We start from the raw sequence: 17,026 nt of genomic DNA, 5'->3' as shown, positions 1-17,026 counted from the left end.
CTCGCCCTTGATCGCGTAGGTCGTGAAGCGCTCGCCATTGTTGATGTTCCAGATGTCGATGCGCTCGTTCTCGACGATGTTTGCGGCTTCGAGCAGGTTCTCGTCGATGGCGCACGAGCCTTCGTAGTGCAGCTCGCAGTGAGTGACCGCGACGCGGTGGATCTTCGACTTGAGCATATGGCGTTGCATGGTATGTCTCCTCGGGCGCGCGGGCGTGTGGCCCGCGGCGGGTCAGGCGCGAAAAGCGGGAATCGGGTGAAAGGGCGAAATAGGTGAAATCGGGACGGCGTGGCCGTCCCGCGCGTCAGATCTCGAGGTTGTCGATGAGGCGCGTGGCGCCGAGCTTCGCGGCAGCGAGCACGACGAGCGGCGCGTCTGCTTCACCCGGGACGGGCGGCAGCAGGTTCGCACGCTTGCGGATCGCGATGTAGTCGGGCTTCCAGCCGCGTGCGGCGAGCGTCGCCATGGCGTCGAGTTCGAGCTGCTGGAAGTCGCGGCGGCCCGAGAGCACCGACTCGCGGATCGCGCGCAGCACGCCCGCCAGTTGCGGCGCCTCGGCGCGCTCGGCCTCAGTGAGGTAGCGGTTGCGCGAGCTGAGCGCGAGGCCGTCGGGGTCGCGCACGGTTTCGGCGGCGATCACCTCGGTCGGCAGCGCGAACTGCTGGCACATCGCGCGCACGATCATGAGCTGCTGGTAGTCCTTCTTGCCGAACACGGCCACGCGCGGCTGCACGCACGACATCAGTTTCATGACGACGGTGCACACGCCCTCGAAGAAGCCGGGGCGGAATTCCCCCTCCAGGATGTCGCCCAGGTCGTGCGGCGGACGCACGCGGTATTCCTGCGGCTGCGGATACATGTCCCGCTCGGTCGGCGCGAACAGCACGTAGACGTTTTCCTTCTGCAGCTTCTCGATGTCGTCCTGGAGCGTGCGCGGATACTTGTCGAAGTCCTCGTTCGGACCGAACTGCAGGCGGTTGACGAAGATGCTCGCCACGACCGGGTCGCCGTGCTGGCGCGCCAGACGCATCAACGAGAGATGGCCTTCGTGCAGGTTGCCCATGGTCGGCACGAACGCGGTGCGGTTTTGTCCGCGCAGCTGGTCGCGCAATTCCTGAATCGAGCTGATGACTTTCATGATCGGATGCTGTACGCCTCGCGCGGAGCAAGACTTGGGTTGCACGGCCGCAGGGCCCGGCCGACGGGCGGTGAGCGGACGTCGCGCGCCCGGTGCGCGCAAGCTCGCGCGTCAGTTCTCGTATGCCCCGTATGTGGGACGAGACCGGGCAGGCGCGGGCGATTGTAGTGGATTTGTGAGCTCGGCGCACCCGCTCCAGATGAGGGGTTGTCCTGGCGTTCCGCTGTGCGGGCCGGGCGGCAGTTTCGAATGATGCGGCACTTTTTATGGCCGACGCCGTGCGGTGCGGCCGGGAGCGGCTTACGTCGGCAGATACGCGAGCCGCACGTAGATCGGCGCGAACGGCTCGGCCTGGGTGATCTCGATGAGCGATTCGCGCGAAAGCTCCAGCATGGCGATGAAGTTCACGACCACGACGGGCACGCCGCGCGTGGTGTCGAAAAGCTCGGAGAACTCCATGAAGCGCTCGCCCTGGAGCCGGCGCAGGATGATGCTCATGTGCTCGCGCACCGAAAGCTCTTCGCGCGAGATCTTGTGATGCTGGACGAGCCTCGCGCGCTTGATGACGTCGGCCCACGCGGCGCGCAGGTCGACGCTGTCCACGTCGGGAAAGCGCGGCGTGATGCTCTGCTCGATATAGACCTCGGCGCGCAGGAAGTCGCGGCCGAGCTGCGGCAACTGGTCGAGGCGCTGGGCGGCGAGCTTCATCTGCTCGTACTCGAGCAGGCGCCGCACGAGTTCGGCGCGCGGGTCTTCGGCTTCCTCGCCGGTGTCGGCTTTCCTGACCGGCAGCAGCATGCGCGACTTGATCTCGATGAGCATGGCGGCCATCAGCAGATATTCGGCGGCGAGTTCGAGGTTGGTCTTGCGCAGTTGCTCGACGTAGCCGAGGTACTGCGTGGTGACATCCGCCATCGGGATGTCGAGCACGTTGAAATTCTGCTTGCGGATCAGGTAGAGCAGCAGATCGAGCGGGCCTTCGAAGGTCTCGAGGAAGACTTCGAGCGCGTCCGGCGGGATGTAGAGGTCCTGCGGGAGCTTGAAGAGCGGCTCGCCATAAAGGCGTGCGAACGCGACGCCGTCAATGGTGTTGGGCGTCGAGTCGGTGGCGGGCGTGGTCAGCGCTTCGCCGGGCGCTTGCCCGGCGACGTGTGCCGCGGCAGGTGAGGGAGCCGCCGCGTGTTCGCCTGCTGCGCCCGGCGCGCCCGGTGGCGGCACGCCGGCGCCGTCGGCCTCGGCCATCAGAAGTTCTGGTAGTAGACGTAAGACGTTTGCTTCACGCGCGACGCCTGCTGGCGCTCGCGCTCTTCGAGATCGATCGGCTGCTTGTCCCACAGGAGCGCGCGGCCCTTGCGCTGCTGCTCTTCGAGCTGCGGCTTTTGCTGCTTGAGCTGGTTCAGGAACTGCGTGATGTCCGACTGATACATGGCTGACGTCCGTCCGGTAAGGCGGGGCGCCTGATTGCGCCGCGCCGCTAAGTCTGTCGGCGGCAATTTTACCGCAAGCGACCGTCGCGGAACATCGGCGCGGGCGCTGCACCGAGGGGCCGCTCCCCTCGCGTCCTTCATGGTCTGGCCGTCGGTCGTGCCAGTTTTTGCCGTCGCGGTCGTGCGCGTTATGGAGCGCTTTGTGCCTCCTCTTGGGGTTTTAATCCGCTGATGTGGTGAAATAACGCGTTTGTGCCCGACGCCGCGTTCCGTGCCCTGTGCGCGAGCGGCTCGGCGACCAGTTCCAGGACGGCCGGAGGTCTTGTTTGGCGGGATGGGTGATCGAAGCATTGTGCGCACGACGGCTTCCCTCGCGGGTGGCGCGGCCGAGCCACGCCGCCGCCACGGAGCATGGCGCCGGAGGAGGCGCCACTGACGGTTGTTTTGCCGAACGGCGCTGCACCGAAGGGCACGCTGCCGAAGGGCCCGCCGCGAATGGGCACTCCGCCGAACGGCGCTCTACCGAAGGGCACGCTGCCGAAGGGCACTCCGCAAAAGGGCGCTCCACCGAGGGGCACTCCGCAAAAAGGCACTCCGAAAAAGTTCGCGCCGCTTTCCGTTTCGCCGCGCGGCTCGTTGCGAGCCTCCTCGTGTGCCTCACCGCCGCGCCGCCCGCTCACGCCGACCTTGCGAGCCTGCTGCCCTGGATGCGTGCGCGCACCTACTACGACGTCGATATCGACGCCGCCCCGCGCGAACTGCGCAGTCTGCTGCAGACGCACCTCGACATTGCGCGCTTCGCCACGCGCGCCGACGTGAACGAGGACCAGTTCGAGTTCCTCGTGACTGCGACGCCGCAGCAGGTGCGCGATCTCGCTTCGACCGAAGGTTATTTCACGCCGGTCGTGCGCACCGACGTACGCACCATCAACGGCAGGCGCCACGTGCGTGTGAGCGTCGATGCGGGGCCGCGCACGACGATTTCATCGGTGAATCTCACGTTTCGGGGGCCGGTGCTCACCGAGGACCCCAAGCAGGAAAACGCCGCGCGTTTCGCGTTCTCGCTGCACGAAGGCGACGCCTTCACGCAGTCGGGCTGGGACGACGCCAAGTACGCATCGCTCAAGGCGCTGCAGGCGCGCCGCTATCTGGGCGGCAAGATCACGCATTCCGAGGCGCGCGTCGATCCGCTCAGGCACGACGCGCAGCTTTCCGTGACCTACGACAGCGGGCCGACCTTCACGCTGGGCAAGCTCGACGTCTCGGGCCCGCAGCGTTATCCGGGCTACATCATCGACAACGTCAATCCGCTCTCGCCGGGCGAAATCTACGACCTCAAGCGCGTGGCCGAACTGCAGCGCCAGGTGCAGAACACGCCGTATTACGCGAGCGTGGCGATCGACGTCGACGCCAACACGCAACAGCCGCTCGAAACGCCGGTGCGCGTGAAGGTGAGCGAGTTCCCGTACAACAACTTTCGCGGCGGCGTGGGCTATTCGACCGACACCGGCCCGCATGTCCAGGGCTCCTACACGTATCTGAACACGTTCGGGGCGGCGTGGCCGTTCCAGGTGCAGGGGCGGATCGACCAGATCCAGAAGTTCGGCCAGGTCCAGCTTTCGATGCCCCCGGGACCGCGCGCCTGGACCAACAGCGTGCTCGCCTCCTATACGACCACCGACGTGTCGGACACGAACATCTATAGCGCGCGCGTGGGCGTGCAGCGCACGCGGACCTCGCAGAACATCGACTACGCGTATGCGCTGACCTTCTACGACGATCGGCTCACGCAGAACGTGGGGCCGTCCACGCGGGCCTACGCGCTCGTGCCGTCCTGGGCGTGGACGCGCCGCGACGTCGACGACCCGCTCTTTCCGCGTTCGGGCAACATCATTCGCGTGGAGGCGGGCTTCGCGCTCAAGAACGTGGGCACCGAACAGAGCTTCGTGCGTGGATACATGCGCGGCCAGCAATATCTGCCGATCGGCCGCAGCGACCTCATGCTGTTTCGCGCCGAGCTGGGCGGCGTGTTCACGAGCGGGTCTTCGAGCGGCATCCCCGCTTCGCTGCTGTTCCGCGCGGGCGGTTCGAACTCGGTGCGCGGCTACTCTTTCCAGAGCATCGGCAACGACGTGGCCGGCTCGATCCTGCCGACCAAGTATCTCGTCACCAGCTCAGCCGAGTACCAGCACTGGTTCAGCCACGACTGGGGCGGCGCGGCGTTCTTCGACGTCGGCACCGCGACCGATACCTGGGGCGAGAAGGAGTTCGATCCCGGCGCGGGCATCGGCGCGCGCTGGCGCAGCCCCGTCGGGCCGGTCAACCTCGATCTCGCCTATGGCTTTCGCACTCACAGCGTGCGGCCTTACCTGACACTCGGGATCGCCTTCTGATGACGACGCGCTCGCTGCTTTCCTTCGCTTTCGCACCGGCGCCGCACGGCGGGGTGGCCGCATGAGCGCGCGGTGGCGTCTTGTCGCGCTGCCGTGGCTGGCTGCCGCGTTCGCGGTGCCGCCGGGCCAGGCGCGCGGTCGGCCAGACGATGACGCGGGCCGTGTACCGGGCGGCTTGGGCGGCTCGGGCGGCGGTGGCGGCGATGGCGATGGCAATAGCGGCGATGGTAATGGCGATAGCGGCGCGGCCACGCCGCCACCGCGCCGTCCGCGCCGGCTCTGGAAGGCGCTTGCCTGGGCGATCGTCGTGCCGGTGCTGCTCGTCGGGCTCGTTGCCGGCACGCTGTACGGCGTGCTGACCACCGAGCGCGGCACGGCCTACGCCTGGCGCGTGGCCGTGAAGCTGCTCGACGGCAAGCTCGCGGGCAAGCTCGAAGGCGGCACGCTCGCGACCGGCGTGCGCTTTTCCGGTCTGAGCTGGCGAGGCGCGGACGGCACCACGCTCAAGGTGGACCGCATCGGCGGGCAATGGGCGCTGCAGGGCTTCGGCCAGGCGCCGTGGTGCTTCGTGGTGGACTATCTGCACGTCGGTGATGTCGATCTGCGCATCGTCCCGTCCAATGAGCCTTCTTCGCCGATGAAGCTGCCCGGGAACCTGCAATTGCCGCTCGGGCTCGAAATCCGCGACCTGCAGGTCGACAGGCTCACGCTGCACGAAGGCGCATCGACCACCGAATACTCGCGGCTGATGTTCCACGGCCGCAGCGACGGCCGGCATCACGAGGCTGCCGTCGAGCGCCTCGACACGCCTTTTGGCGCCGTGAGCGCGCGCGCGAGGCTCGACGGCGCGCGGCCGTTCCCGCTTTCGGGCGCGCTCGGCTATTCGGGCAAGGTCAACGGCGAGGACGTGCAGGTCAATGCGAGCCTCGCCGGCTCGCTCGAGGCGCTCACGGCGGAGATCGAGGCGAGCGGCATGAAGCTCACCGGACGCGCGCACGTGGAGGCCACGCCGTTCGACCCCGTGCCCCTGCAGCGCGCGACGCTCGCCTTCGATCACGTCAATCCGCAGGCGTTCGCGCCGGGTGCGCCGTTCGCCGATCTCGCCGTGCGCGCGCAGTTGCAGCCGGTGCCGGGCGGGGCGGCAGGCGTGCCGGCGGCGCTGGCGGCTTCGGCTTCGGGCGCTTCGGCGGTATCCGCTCCATCTGTTGCATCTGCCGTATCCGCTGTATCGGCCGCGATGACGGCGTCGGTTCCGGCAAAGGCTTCCGCGGCGGCAAGCGCGGCGAGGCCTGGCGCGGTGGCGTCCGGCGCGGCGCTCGCCTCCGCAGGATCGGCCACGAGAGCGGCGAAGGCAGCGCCGACTGGCGCGCCAAGCAGCGCGGCGGGCTTCACGGTTGCGGGCACCGTCTCGATCGTGAACGCGAAGCCGGGTGCGATCGACGAGAAGCTGCTGCCGCTCATCGACGCCCAGGCGGACGTCGTGCTCGACGCGAAAACGCAGCGCATTCCGAAGCTCGCCGTGCGGCTCGTCAAGAACGCGACGGTGACCGGCGGCGGCACGATCAGCGGGCGCGACGGGCGCTTCGACCTGAGGGTGGCCGGGCTCGACCTCAACGCGATCGAGTCGAGCGTGCGCGCGACGCAGTTCGCGGGGCCGATCGGCGTGCGGCTCGCCGGCGACGTGCAGAGTGTCACGCTCGATCTCGCCGATCCGAGGGCGGCGCTGCGTGTGCAGGGCAAAGTGACGCAGGATCCCGCGCGCCTGTCGTTCAACGACATGCGCGTGACCTCGGGGGCAGGGCGTATCGACCTTTCGGGCGCGCTCAAGCACGATGCCAGCTCCACGTACCAGCTGAAGGCGGTGCTCACCGATTTCGATCCGCTTTCGCTGACGGCGCAAACGCCCGCGCGCACGAGCGCGAAAGCGGCGTCCGCGCGCGCGCCGTCGAGAACCGCTGCGGCGCCCGCGCGCGCCGCGACCGAGCCCGCGACGGCCGGCGACGCGCTGAACCCGCAACGCAATCTCGCGCTGAACCCGGCGCTCAATCCGTCGCTCAATCCCGCGCAGTCGAGCGGTCAGGCCGCCGCGCAAGAGCGCGTGGAGAACGCGCGGCAGACCGCGCAGGGCGCGGCGCCCCAGCCCAAACGGGGTGCGGCAGCCGGAACGGGAGCGGGACCAGCAGCAGCGGCGCGCCCGCCCGCGCGCCGCATCGAAGCGCGTGTGAACGGCACGCTCAACGCGAGCGGCGCGCTCGCGCCCACCTTCAGGACGAGGGCGGAATTCAGGCTCGGCCCGAGTGTCTATGACGACCTGCCGCTCACGGGAGAAGGCCTCATCCAGCTGGCAGGCTCGCGCATCCTGCCGAGCCGCGCGAATCTTTCGGTCGCGGGCAATACGGTCGATCTGCAGGGCAGCTTCGGCGCACCGGGCGACCGGCTGCGCTTTCGCGTCGATGCGCCGCAGCTCGACCGGCTCGGCTTTGGCGTCGCGGGCCAGCTCGCCGCGAACGGCGACCTGACCGGCACGTTCGCCCATCCCGATGTCGCGTTCGACTACAAGGCCGACCACGTCGTGTTCGGCGACAACCGCATCGGGCACGCCGAGGGCCAGGCCCTCGCCCGCGACGGTGCGAACGGCGCACTCGCGTTCAGCACCGAAGCCAGCGACATCGCCATGGCGGGCGTCGACATCACGACGCTGAGTGCGCGCCTTGCCGGCACGCGCGCGAAGCACACGCTTACCGCGAACGCGAAGGGCAAGGTGCAGGGCCAGGCGATCGACTTCGCGGTGGCGGCGAACGGCAAGCTCTCGGACACGCGCGAGGGCACGCGCTGGGATGGCACGGTGACGCAGCTCGAGAACCGCGGCGTGCCGGGCGTGAAGCTCGAAACGCCGCTCACGGTGAGTGCGGGCGCGGGCAAGGTCACGCTCGGCGCGACGCGACTCGTGAGCGAGGGCGCCACGCTCGAGCTGAAGTCCTTCGACCTCGATCATGGCCGCATCCGCTCGGCGGGCACGCTCACGAACGTCTCGCTCGCGCGCATCCTGCAACTGCAGCAGCAGATCACGGGCCAGCCTTCCACGCTCAGAACCGACCTGATCTTTGACGGCGACTGGGACTTTTCGGTCGGCCAGAGCGCGAGCGGCTACGTGCAGATCAAGCGCCGCTCGGGCGACCTGACGAGCGCGATTGGCCGCGGCTTCGCCTCGTACGGCATCACCGATCTCAACGCGCGCGCGGCGTTCAGCGGCGGCAACCGCCTCACGCTCACGGCGCATGCGCTGGCAAGCCGCGTGGGCGCGCTCGATATCGAAGCCTTTACGACGCTCGTGCCGCGCGACGGCACGCTCACCGTCGCGCAGGAGGCGCCGCTCGGCGGCACGATCAAGGCGAACGTGCCCTCGCTCAGGACCACGGGCGCGCTGCTCGGCCCGAGCTATCTGCTCGACGGTCATCTCGCGCTGCAACTCGCGCTAGGCGGCACGATCGCGAAGCCGAATCTCACCGGTTCGCTCACGGGCGACGGCCTCTCGGCCACCATGGTCGATCAGGGCGTGGAGCTGAAGGACGGGGTGATCCGCATTGCGCTCTCGCAGAACCTCGTCGACTTCCAGCAGGTGGAGTTCCACGGCGCGACGAGCGGCACGCTGCGCGCGACGGGCCGGGTGCGGCTGGACAACGCCGAGCCCGACCTCACCGCGAGCATCGTCGCCGACAAGCTCGAACTCTTCGCCTCGCCAGACCGGCGCCTTTCGCTCTCGGGCAGCGCGAGCATCGCCAACGGCGGGCACCTGGGCGGCATGCAGATCGACGGCAAGTTCAAGGTCGATCACGCGCTCTTCGACATGCCGACGTCGCCGGCGCCCTCGCTCGGCGACGATGTCGTCATCGTGCGGCCCGACGGCAGCACGATCGGCGGCAGGCCGCCGATCGAGGAAACGGCTTCGACCAAGCCCGCGCCGCGCTTTGCCCCGCGCGCGAACATCGACATCGATCTCGGCAACGACTTCCGCTTCCGCGGGCAGGGCGCGGACCTCGGTCTCGCGGGCAAGATCTCGGTGAACAGCACGCCGGAGGTCCCGCTGCGCGCGGTCGGCAACGTGCGCGTGACCGAAGGCTCCACGTACACGGCATTCGGCACGAAGCTGAACATCGAGAACGGCTTCTTCACGTTCAACGGGCCGGTCGGCAATCCGGGCATCAACATTCTCGCCATGCGCCGCAACCAGCAGGTCGAGGCGGGCGTGCAGGTCACGGGCACGGTCCAGGCGCCGGTGGTCAGGCTGGTTTCCGAGCCGAGCGTGCCCGACAACGAAAAGCTCTCCTGGCTGCTGTTCGGCCACGGCACCGACCAGGGCAACAACCTCGGCCAGCAGAATGCGATGACGACCGCGCTCGCGCTGCTCGGCAGCGCGCAGGGCAAGCGCATCGCGCAGAGCATCGGCCTCGATGAATTCTCGATTGGGCGCAGCGAGGTGGGCCTGACCGACCCCGAGGTCGTGATGATCGCGAAGGTCATCAACCAGCGGCTCGTGATCGGCTACGAGCAGGGTTTGCAGTCGGCGTCGAACGCGGTGAAGGCCACGATCAATCTTTCGCGTTTCTGGTCGCTGGTGGTGTATGGCGGCACGTTCTACGGCGCCGATATTCTCTACACGAGGCGCTTCGATCGCATCAGGTGGTAGTGCGGTGGTAGTGCGCTGCGCTCACGCGCGGCGCAAAAAAAAGCACACCCGAAAGTGTGCATTTTGTGCTCTTACGCGCTTGCCGCTTACCGGACGCGCATGCCGGGCTTCGCGCCGCTGTGCGGTTCGAGAATATAGAGGCCCGGCTCCGCCTTTTCGTCGGCGGCGGAGGCCGCGAGCACCATGCCTTCGGACATGCCGAACTTCATCTTGCGCGGCGCGAGGTTCGCGACCATCACGGTGAGCTTGCCCTTGAGGTCCTCCGGCTTGTACGCGGAGCGGATGCCCGAGAACACGTTGCGCGTGCGGCCTTCGCCCACGTCGAGCGTGAGCTGCAAGAGCTTGTCCGAGCCCTCGACCACGTTGCAGTCGACGATCAGCGCCACGCGCAGGTCGATCTTCGCGAAGTCGTCGATGGAGATCACCTCCTGCGTTTCCGGCTCGGCCGGCTTTGCATCCTTCTTTGCGTCCTTCGCGGCCTTCGACTTCTTGCTCGCATCGGCGGCGGCCGCTGCGGGGGCGTCGGCGGCTTGCAGCGAGTCGCGGTTTGCGGCCAGCAAGGCTTCGATCTGCTTCGGATCGACGCGCGTCATCAGGTGCTTGTACGCGTTGATCGGCTGCTGCGACGAAAGCGCGTTGCCCGCGTCGGCCCACGTGAGCGGCTCGATCGCGAGGAACTGCTCGACGCCCGCGGCGAGCGTGGGCAGCACCGGCTTCAACGCGAGCGAGAGCAGGCGGAACGCTTCGAGGCTCACGCTGCAGGTTTCATGCAGGGCGGCCGCGTTGGCCGGGTCCTTGGCCTGCTCCCACGGCTTGGCCGTGTCGACATAGCCGTTCACGGCGTCGGCGAGCTCCATCGTCTGGCGCAGCGCGCGGCTGTACTCGCGCGCCTCGTAGTGCGCGGCGATTTGCGGGATGGCGGCGCGCAGCTGTTCGAGCAGCGGATGATGCATCGCGCTGTCCTGCACGCGGCCGTCGAAGCGCTTGATCAGGAAGCCCGCCGCGCGGCTCGCGATGTTGATGTACTTGCCGACGAGGTCGCTATTCACGCGCGCCTGGAAGTCCTCGAGGTTCAGGTCGAGGTCTTCCATCGTGCCGTTGAGCTTCGCGGCGAAGTAGTAGCGCAGCCACTCGGGGTTCAGGCCCGTCGTCACGTAGCTTTCCGCCGTGATGAACGTGCCGCGCGACTTCGACATCTTCGCGCCGTCCACGGTGAGAAAGCCGTGCGCGAACACGTTGGTCGGCGTGCGGTGGCCCGAGAACTGCAGCATGGCCGGCCAGAACAGCGTGTGGAAATACAGGATGTCCTTGCCGATGAAGTGGTACTGCTCGGTCTTCGAGCCGTGCTTCACCCACGCTTCGAAGTCGATGCCGCGCTGCTCGCAGAGGTTCTTGAAGCTCGCGTAGTAACCCACCGGCGCATCGAGCCACACGTAGAAGTACTTGCCCGGCGCGCCCGGAATCTCGAAACCGAAGTACGGCGCGTCGCGCGAGATGTCCCAGTCGGCGAGTTTCGATTCGCCCGAGTCGCCGAGCCATTCGCGCATCTTGTTGGTCGCCTCGGGCTGCGCGAGGCCGCTCACCCAGCCGCGCAGGAAGTCTTCGCAGCGCGGGTCGGAGAGGCGGAAGAAGTAGTGCGTCGAGGTCTTGCGAATGGGCGTCGCGCCCGAGACCACCGAGTACGGGTTCTTCAGGTCCGTGGGGGCGTAGGTCGAGCCGCACACTTCGCAGCTGTCGCCGTACTGGTCCTTCGCGCCGCACTTCGGGCACTCGCCCTTGATGAAGCGGTCCGGCAGGAACATGTTCTTGACCGGGTCGTAGGCCTGCTCGATGTCGCGCGTCTCGATGAGCCCTGCTTCCTTGAGCGCCAGATAAACCGACTCGGACAGCACGCGGTTCTCTTCGGAATCGGTCGAGTAGTAGTTATCGAACGAGACGCCGAAGCTGTCGAAGTCGCGCTTGTGCTCCTGCCACACGCGCGCGATCAACTGCTGTGGCGTGAGGCCTTCCTTCTCCGCGCGCAGCATGACGGGCGTGCCGTGCGTGTCGTCTGCACCGACGTAGTAGACCTCGTGGCCGTGCATTCGCAGCGTGCGAACCCAGATGTCCGTCTGGATGTACTCGACCAGATGGCCGATGTGGATCTGCCCGTTGGCATAGGGCAGGGCAGACGTGACGAGAATCTGACGGCGGCCGCCTGAATTGGCGTGCGCGCCGGCTGCTACGAGGTCGGTGGCGGGTGCAGACATAAATGAGGAGAAGTCCGATGTTGCAGGGGGAAAGGGCGATTTTAGCAGGGCGGGCGCACGACGCGTTCGGCTGGGGAGCGATGCGGCTCGTGCGAGGCCCGGTTCGGGCGGGAACGCATGCAAAAGCGCCGGGCAAAAAAAACCGGGGCAGGATGGCCCCGGAGCAACAACGACAAGAGGAGAATGGTGACGCGGCGGCGCTGCCGCACACGTACCGTAATAACAGACAGCGCAATTTCCGGAGAGTTCGCCGGAGAGTTCGAAAATTTTTTGAATTGCTTCATCGGCCGCGCCTGGCTGCTTTGCCGGTCGCCTCGCTGGCTGTCTGGACCGGGCTTCGCGGCAGGCCGTGGGCGGATCTCCGGGAGCATTTTCGGCGCGCGAAACGCAAACGGGACGGCGTCGCTGCCGTCCCGTTCGTTGTGTCGCTGTTTTCTTCGGCGCTTTTCTTCGGTGTTCGCGCCGGGCAGGCTTAGCCGCCCTGGTGCTGCGAAGTCGCGCGCAGGTAGATTTCCACGCGGCGGTTCGCGGCGCGGCCCGCCTCGGTGCTGTTGTCGGCGATCGGCTGCGTGTCGCCGCGGCCGTCGGCCGAGAGGCGCTGCATCGGGATGCCTCGCGAGGCGAGGTAGGTCACGACGCTTTGCGCGCGGTTGACCGACAGCGTCTGGTTGTAGGCCGCCGAGCCCGTGTTATCCGTATGGCCTACGACTTGCGCGACGACTTCCGGGTTCTGCTGTAGCGTTTGCGCCACCTCGTCGAGCACCGGTGCGAACGACGGCTTGATCGCGTAGCTGCTGGTGTCGAAGGTCACGTTGCTCGGGATGTTGAGCTTGAGCGAGCCGTCCGGCTGCTCGGTGATCTGCGTGCCGGTGCCCTTGGTCGCGCCCGAGAGCCGGTTGTGGATGTTCGTCCAGTTGTAGCCGACCACGCCGCCCACCAGCGCGCCCGCGCCGGCGCCGATTGCCGCGCCCTTGCCGCCGCCGAAGATGGCGCCGATCGCTGCGCCGGTGCCCGCACCGACGCCCGTGCCGAGGGCCGTGTTGGTGCCCTGCTGGGTCGCGCAGCCGGCGACGAGCGCGCCGGCGATCGCGAAGACGGACAGACGGGTCAGGATTCTTGTGCTCATTTGCTTTTCCTCTCTTGAGTGGAACGGACGCTGCCGGTGACCTTCGCGGGCCCCGACTACGGACAGGGTCTTCGAACGGCGCGTCGCGGCAGCTACTACAATGACGGCTTGAGGGTTTTGCGCCACCAGGGCGATCGCTACCGGAGGGCGGTTTTGAGCGCATCTGGCCGGCACCCGAAACGCCGCTGCCGCGAAGCGTGCCCTGCCGCCTGATTTCACGCAATGCAGCTTAACAATTTCTTTCGTTTTCCGGCGCCTGCGCGACCATTCGGCCTGCCCACGCGAACCGGGATTCCCCACGGATCTTCCACGGAGTTTCAATGAGCATAGATCGGGCTTTGGTCGATGCCGCGCTCGCGGCCTTGACGGATCCGAACACGGGTCACCCCTACGCGGTGGCCAAGGGCGTGCGCAACGTCACCATCGAAGGCGATACGGTCGGCGTCGAGGTGGTGCTCGGCTACCCGGCGAAGAGCCAGTTCGATACGGTGCGCGCGCAGGTCGAGGCGGCGCTCGCCGCCGTGCCGGGCGTGAAGACGTGCCGCGTTGCGGTGAGGAGCGAGATTGCCGCGCATACGGTCCAGCGTGGCGTGAAACTGCTGCCCAACGTGAAGAACATCGTCGCCGTCGCCTCGGGCAAGGGCGGCGTCGGCAAGAGCACGACCGCCGTGAACCTCGCGCTCGCGCTCGCGGCGGAAGGCGCCTCGGTCGGCGTGCTCGACGCGGACATCTACGGCCCCTCGCTGCCGATGATGCTCGGCATTCACGGCCGTCCCGAATCGCCCGACGGCCAGTCGATGAATCCGCTCGAAGGCCACGGCGTGCAGGCCAACTCGATCGGTTTTCTGATCGAGCAGGACAACCCGATGGTCTGGCGCGGCCCGATGGCCACGTCCGCGCTCGAGCAGCTCTTGCGCCAGACGAACTGGCGCGAGCTCGACTATCTCGTGGTCGACATGCCGCCGGGCACCGGCGACATCCAGCTCACGCTCTCGCAGCGCGTGCCCGTCACGGGCGCCGTGATCGTCACGACCCCGCAGGACATCGCGCTGCTCGACGCGAAGAAGGGCCTCAAGATGTTCGAGAAGGTGGGCATTCCGATTCTCGGCATCGTCGAGAACATGGCAGTGCACATCTGCTCCCACTGCGGCCACGCCGAGCACGTTTTCGGCGCGGGCGGCGGCGAGCGCATGGCGAAGGAGTACGGCGTGGAGGTGCTCGGCAGCCTGCCGCTCGACATCGCCATCCGCGAGCAGGCCGACTCCGGCAACCCCACCGTGGCGGCCGCGCCGCAGGGGCCGGTGGCGGCGATCTATCGTGCGATCGCACGGCGCGTGGCGATCCAGATCGCCGAGCGCGCCCGCGACATGAGCTCGAAGTTCCCGACCATCGTCGTGCAGAACACCTGAGCACGGCGGCACGTCTGCTGCGGCGCGGTTCTCTCGTATGGGGACAGATAGGCACGCGGCGCGCCACGTGCGGGGTATCATGTGAGCTTCATCGGGCCCGGTGAGGCGGACGCAAGGGGCGCTCGCCAGCCGGCAAGAGGATCGCATGGATAAAGGACACGGCAGGCAAGCGGGGAATGCGCACGTTGTATGGGTGATGGCCCTCGCCGGCTGCGTGCTGCTCGCGGGCTGCACGAGCTTCATGGGGCAGCAGGACAAGCGCGCGGTCGCGCAGCTGCTGCCCACGCTTGGCAGCCAGGTGCGCGGCACCGTGTCGTTCGTCGAGCACTCGGACGGCGTGCAGGTGAGCTACAACCTCGCCGGCCTGCCGCCCGACAGCGATCACGCCCTGCAGGTGCACGAGCGAGGCGACTGCAATGCCACCGATGCGTCGAGCGCCGGTCCCGTGTTCGCGCCCGCCGCGGAGCGCCTGAAGCCCGGCGCCCGCGGGGAGGGCGACCTCGGCAACATCCATGCGGATTCCAACGGCGTGGCGACCGGCTTCATCGTCGCGCCCGACGTTTCGCTCGACGGCGTGCGTTCCGTGTTGCAGCGCGCCGTGATCGTCCATCGCGATCCCATCGACACCTACGCCTACCCGCAACGCGGAACGGGCCCCGCGCTCGCGTGCGGGGTGATCCGCGCTCAGTGAGCGCCGTAAGCGCGGCAAGCCCGGCGAGTCCGGTAAGCCCGATCATGCCGGCGGCGGCGGTCAGGCCGGTTGCTCCGGTGGCGCCGATTGCGCCGATTGCGCCGATTCCCGGCTTCTCCACGCGCGCTTCCCGGCACGCCGATCGACATCGCGTAAAATAGGCGCCTTTCGCACGCGGCGCACGCCTTTGGGGTCCGTCCGCATGCCTTCCCGACCCGATTATTCCTCGTACGTAGCGAAACATGGCAATCAAGTCCGACAAGTGGATCCGCCGCATGGCCGAAGAGCACAAGATGATCGAGCCGTTCGTGCGCGACCAGGTCCGCACGTCCGAAGACGGGCGCAAGATCGTGAGCTACGGCACGTCGAGCTACGGCTACGACATTCGCTGCGCAGACGAATTCAAGATCTTCACGAACATCAACTCGACGATCGTCGATCCGAAGAACTTCGACGAAAAGTCGTTCGTGGACTTCAAGGGCGACGTCTGCATCATCCCGCCCAATTCGTTCGCCCTCGCGCGCACGGTCGAATATTTCCGCATTCCGCGCAACGTGCTGACCGTGTGTCTCGGCAAGTCCACGTACGCGCGCTGCGGGATCATCGTGAACGTGACGCCGTTCGAGCCGGAATGGGAAGGCTATGTGACGCTCGAATTCTCGAATACGACACCTTTGCCTGCCAAAATCTACGCGAACGAGGGCGTGGCCCAGGTGCTGTTCTTTGAAAGCGACGAGGTCTGCGAGGTGTCTTACGCGGATCGCGGCGGCAAATATCAAGGCCAGCACGGCGTGACCCTGCCCAAGACCTGACGCACGCAACCACCGGACATACGACATACGGGGACCGCTGCGCGTCATATGCAGCGGTCGTTTCATTTGGAGAATCGCCCATGAAGTTTCGTTTTCCCGTCGTCATCATCGACGAAGATTTTCGTTCCGAGAACATCTCGGGTTCCGGCATCCGGGCACTCGCCGAAGCCATCGAGAAAGAAGGCGCGGAAGTCCTCGGGCTGACGAGCTACGGCGACCTCACGTCGTTCGCGCAGCAGTCGAGCCGCGCCGCGTGCTTCATCCTCTCGATCGACGACGACGAGCTGCTGCCCTACGTGGAAGGCAACGGCGACGGTGATGCGCCCGAGCACGCGCCCGCCATCATTGCGCTGCGCGCGTTCATGGAGGCGGTGCGCAAGCGCAACGCCGACATCCCCATCTTCCTGTACGGCGAGACGCGCACCTCGCGCCACCTGCCCAACGACATCCTGCGCGAGCTGCACGGCTTCATCCACATGTTCGAGGATACGCCGGAGTTCGTGGCGCGCCACATCATCCGCGAGGCGAAGGTCTATCTGGATGCGCTCTCGCCGCCGTTCTTCAAGGAACTCGTCAAGTACGCCGACGAAGGCTCGTACTCGTGGCACTGCCCGGGCCACTCGGGGGGCGTGGCGTTCCTGAAGAACCCGCTCGGCCAGATGTTCCACCAGTTCTTCGGCGAGAACATGCTGCGCGCGGATGTGTGCAACGCCGTGGACGAACTCGGCCAGCTGCTCGACCACACGGGTCCGGTTGCGGCCTCGGAGCGCAACGCGGCGCGCATCTTCAGCGCGGACCACGTGTTCTTCGTGACCAACGGCACTTCGACCTCGAACAAGATCGTCTGGCACGCAACGGTGGCGCCCGGCGACATCGTGCTCGTGGACCGCAACTGCCACAAGTCGATCCTGCACGCGATCACGATGACGGGCGCGATTCCGGTGTTCCTCACACCCACGCGCAATAACTTCGGCATCATCGGCCCGATTCCGCGCGACGAGTTCAAGCCCGAGAACATCCGCAAGAAGATCGAGGCGAATCCGTTCGCGCGCGAGGCGCTCGCGAAGAACCCCAATCTCAAGCCGCGCATTCTC

The 17,026-nt window shown here is 67.2% G+C and carries 13 protein-coding genes; 7 read left to right on the top strand and 6 right to left on the bottom strand.

Features of this window, described 5'->3' with window-relative positions; all coding sequences use genetic code 11:
* The 4 genes from VMJ11_RS21130 to VMJ11_RS21115 all read right to left on the bottom strand — a co-directional run.
* On the bottom strand, window positions 1-189 hold a 189-nt coding region (locus VMJ11_RS21130; RefSeq protein ID WP_325621417.1), incomplete at its 3' end, for an aspartate 1-decarboxylase.
* Window positions 190-304: 115 nt separating this feature from the next.
* The gene (gene panC / locus VMJ11_RS21125) at window positions 305-1,138 is read right to left on the bottom strand and encodes a pantoate--beta-alanine ligase (protein WP_325621415.1); all 834 of its coding nucleotides are present in this window, start codon (window positions 1,136-1,138) and stop codon (window positions 305-307) included.
* A 300-nt stretch (window positions 1,139-1,438) separates the two neighbouring features.
* The gene (locus tag VMJ11_RS21120; RefSeq protein WP_325621413.1) at window positions 1,439-2,380 is read right to left on the bottom strand and encodes a ScpA family protein; all 942 of its coding nucleotides are present in this window, start codon (window positions 2,378-2,380) and stop codon (window positions 1,439-1,441) included.
* Window positions 2,380-2,565, bottom strand: coding sequence for a DUF3460 family protein (locus VMJ11_RS21115; protein WP_325621411.1), 186 nt, complete (start codon window positions 2,563-2,565; stop codon window positions 2,380-2,382). Before VMJ11_RS21115 ends, VMJ11_RS21120 begins: the two co-directional genes overlap by 1 nt.
* 650 nt (window positions 2,566-3,215) lie before the next feature.
* On the opposite strand from VMJ11_RS21115, the gene VMJ11_RS21110 reads away from it, so the two are divergent.
* Together VMJ11_RS21110 and VMJ11_RS21105 are read left to right on the top strand one after the other, a co-directional pair.
* Window positions 3,216-4,958: an autotransporter assembly complex protein TamA gene (locus tag VMJ11_RS21110; RefSeq protein WP_414694439.1), complete on the top strand. Its 1,743-nt coding sequence runs from the start codon at window positions 3,216-3,218 to the stop codon at window positions 4,956-4,958.
* A gap of 61 nt (window positions 4,959-5,019) precedes the next feature.
* The gene (locus VMJ11_RS21105) at window positions 5,020-9,645 is read left to right on the top strand and encodes a translocation/assembly module TamB domain-containing protein (protein WP_325621409.1); all 4,626 of its coding nucleotides are present in this window, start codon (window positions 5,020-5,022) and stop codon (window positions 9,643-9,645) included.
* An 86-nt stretch (window positions 9,646-9,731) separates the two neighbouring features.
* Here VMJ11_RS21105 and metG read toward each other — a convergent pair whose 3' ends face one another.
* On the bottom strand, window positions 9,732-11,894 hold the full coding sequence (metG, locus tag VMJ11_RS21100; protein ID WP_325621407.1) for a methionine--tRNA ligase: 2,163 nt from the start codon (window positions 11,892-11,894) through the stop codon (window positions 9,732-9,734).
* Between the two features lie 17 nt (window positions 11,895-11,911).
* Here metG and VMJ11_RS21095 point away from each other — a divergent pair, with 17 nt between their 5' ends.
* Window positions 11,912-12,370, top strand: coding sequence for a hypothetical protein (locus VMJ11_RS21095; protein WP_325621405.1), 459 nt, complete (start codon window positions 11,912-11,914; stop codon window positions 12,368-12,370).
* On the opposite strand, the gene VMJ11_RS21090 is transcribed toward VMJ11_RS21095, so the two are convergent.
* Entirely contained in the window at window positions 12,367-13,020 is a 654-nt protein-coding gene (locus tag VMJ11_RS21090; protein WP_325621403.1) for an OmpA family protein, read from the bottom strand. The genes VMJ11_RS21095 and VMJ11_RS21090 overlap by 4 nt on opposite strands.
* A gap of 320 nt (window positions 13,021-13,340) precedes the next feature.
* Between VMJ11_RS21090 and apbC the strand changes: the two genes are divergently transcribed.
* The 4 genes from apbC to VMJ11_RS21070 form a co-directional block, all read left to right on the top strand.
* Window positions 13,341-14,429 carry an iron-sulfur cluster carrier protein ApbC gene (apbC, locus tag VMJ11_RS21085; RefSeq protein WP_325621401.1) on the top strand — a complete coding sequence of 363 codons (1,089 nt, stop codon included), beginning with the start codon at window positions 13,341-13,343 and terminating at the stop codon, window positions 14,427-14,429.
* A gap of 145 nt (window positions 14,430-14,574) precedes the next feature.
* On the top strand, window positions 14,575-15,120 hold the full coding sequence (locus tag VMJ11_RS21080) for a superoxide dismutase family protein (protein ID WP_414694438.1): 546 nt from the start codon (window positions 14,575-14,577) through the stop codon (window positions 15,118-15,120).
* 242 nt (window positions 15,121-15,362) lie between these two features.
* Entirely contained in the window at window positions 15,363-15,932 is a 570-nt protein-coding gene (dcd, locus tag VMJ11_RS21075; RefSeq protein ID WP_325621399.1) for a dCTP deaminase, read from the top strand.
* A gap of 80 nt (window positions 15,933-16,012) precedes the next feature.
* Window positions 16,013-17,026: Orn/Lys/Arg decarboxylase N-terminal domain-containing protein (locus VMJ11_RS21070; protein WP_325621398.1), on the top strand; the 1,014-nt coding region annotated here is incomplete at its 3' end.

It is taken from the genome of Paraburkholderia sp. (assembly GCF_035501035.1).
Classification (GTDB): domain Bacteria; phylum Pseudomonadota; class Gammaproteobacteria; order Burkholderiales; family Burkholderiaceae; genus Paraburkholderia.
The sequence above is the reverse complement of the archived record's forward strand: the minus strand, read 5'-3'. Positions and strand labels throughout refer to the sequence as shown.

Excerpts from the sequence above, each read along its gene's own strand:
- panC (WP_325621415.1), bottom strand. The coding sequence starts at position 1,138 with ATGAAAGTCATCAGCTCGATTCAGGAATTGCGCGACCAGCTGCGCGGA.
- VMJ11_RS21120 (WP_325621413.1), bottom strand. The coding sequence starts at position 2,380 with ATGGCCGAGGCCGACGGCGCCGGCGTGCCGCCACCGGGCGCGCCGGGC.
- VMJ11_RS21115 (WP_325621411.1), bottom strand. The coding sequence starts at position 2,565 with ATGTATCAGTCGGACATCACGCAGTTCCTGAACCAGCTCAAGCAGCAA.
- VMJ11_RS21105 (WP_325621409.1), top strand. The coding sequence starts at position 5,020 with ATGAGCGCGCGGTGGCGTCTTGTCGCGCTGCCGTGGCTGGCTGCCGCG.
- metG (WP_325621407.1), bottom strand. The coding sequence starts at position 11,894 with ATGTCTGCACCCGCCACCGACCTCGTAGCAGCCGGCGCGCACGCCAAT.
- VMJ11_RS21095 (WP_325621405.1), top strand. The coding sequence starts at position 11,912 with ATGTTGCAGGGGGAAAGGGCGATTTTAGCAGGGCGGGCGCACGACGCG.
- VMJ11_RS21090 (WP_325621403.1), bottom strand. The coding sequence starts at position 13,020 with ATGAGCACAAGAATCCTGACCCGTCTGTCCGTCTTCGCGATCGCCGGC.
- apbC (WP_325621401.1), top strand. The coding sequence starts at position 13,341 with ATGAGCATAGATCGGGCTTTGGTCGATGCCGCGCTCGCGGCCTTGACG.
- VMJ11_RS21080 (WP_414694438.1), top strand. The coding sequence starts at position 14,575 with ATGGATAAAGGACACGGCAGGCAAGCGGGGAATGCGCACGTTGTATGG.
- dcd (WP_325621399.1), top strand. The coding sequence starts at position 15,363 with ATGGCAATCAAGTCCGACAAGTGGATCCGCCGCATGGCCGAAGAGCAC.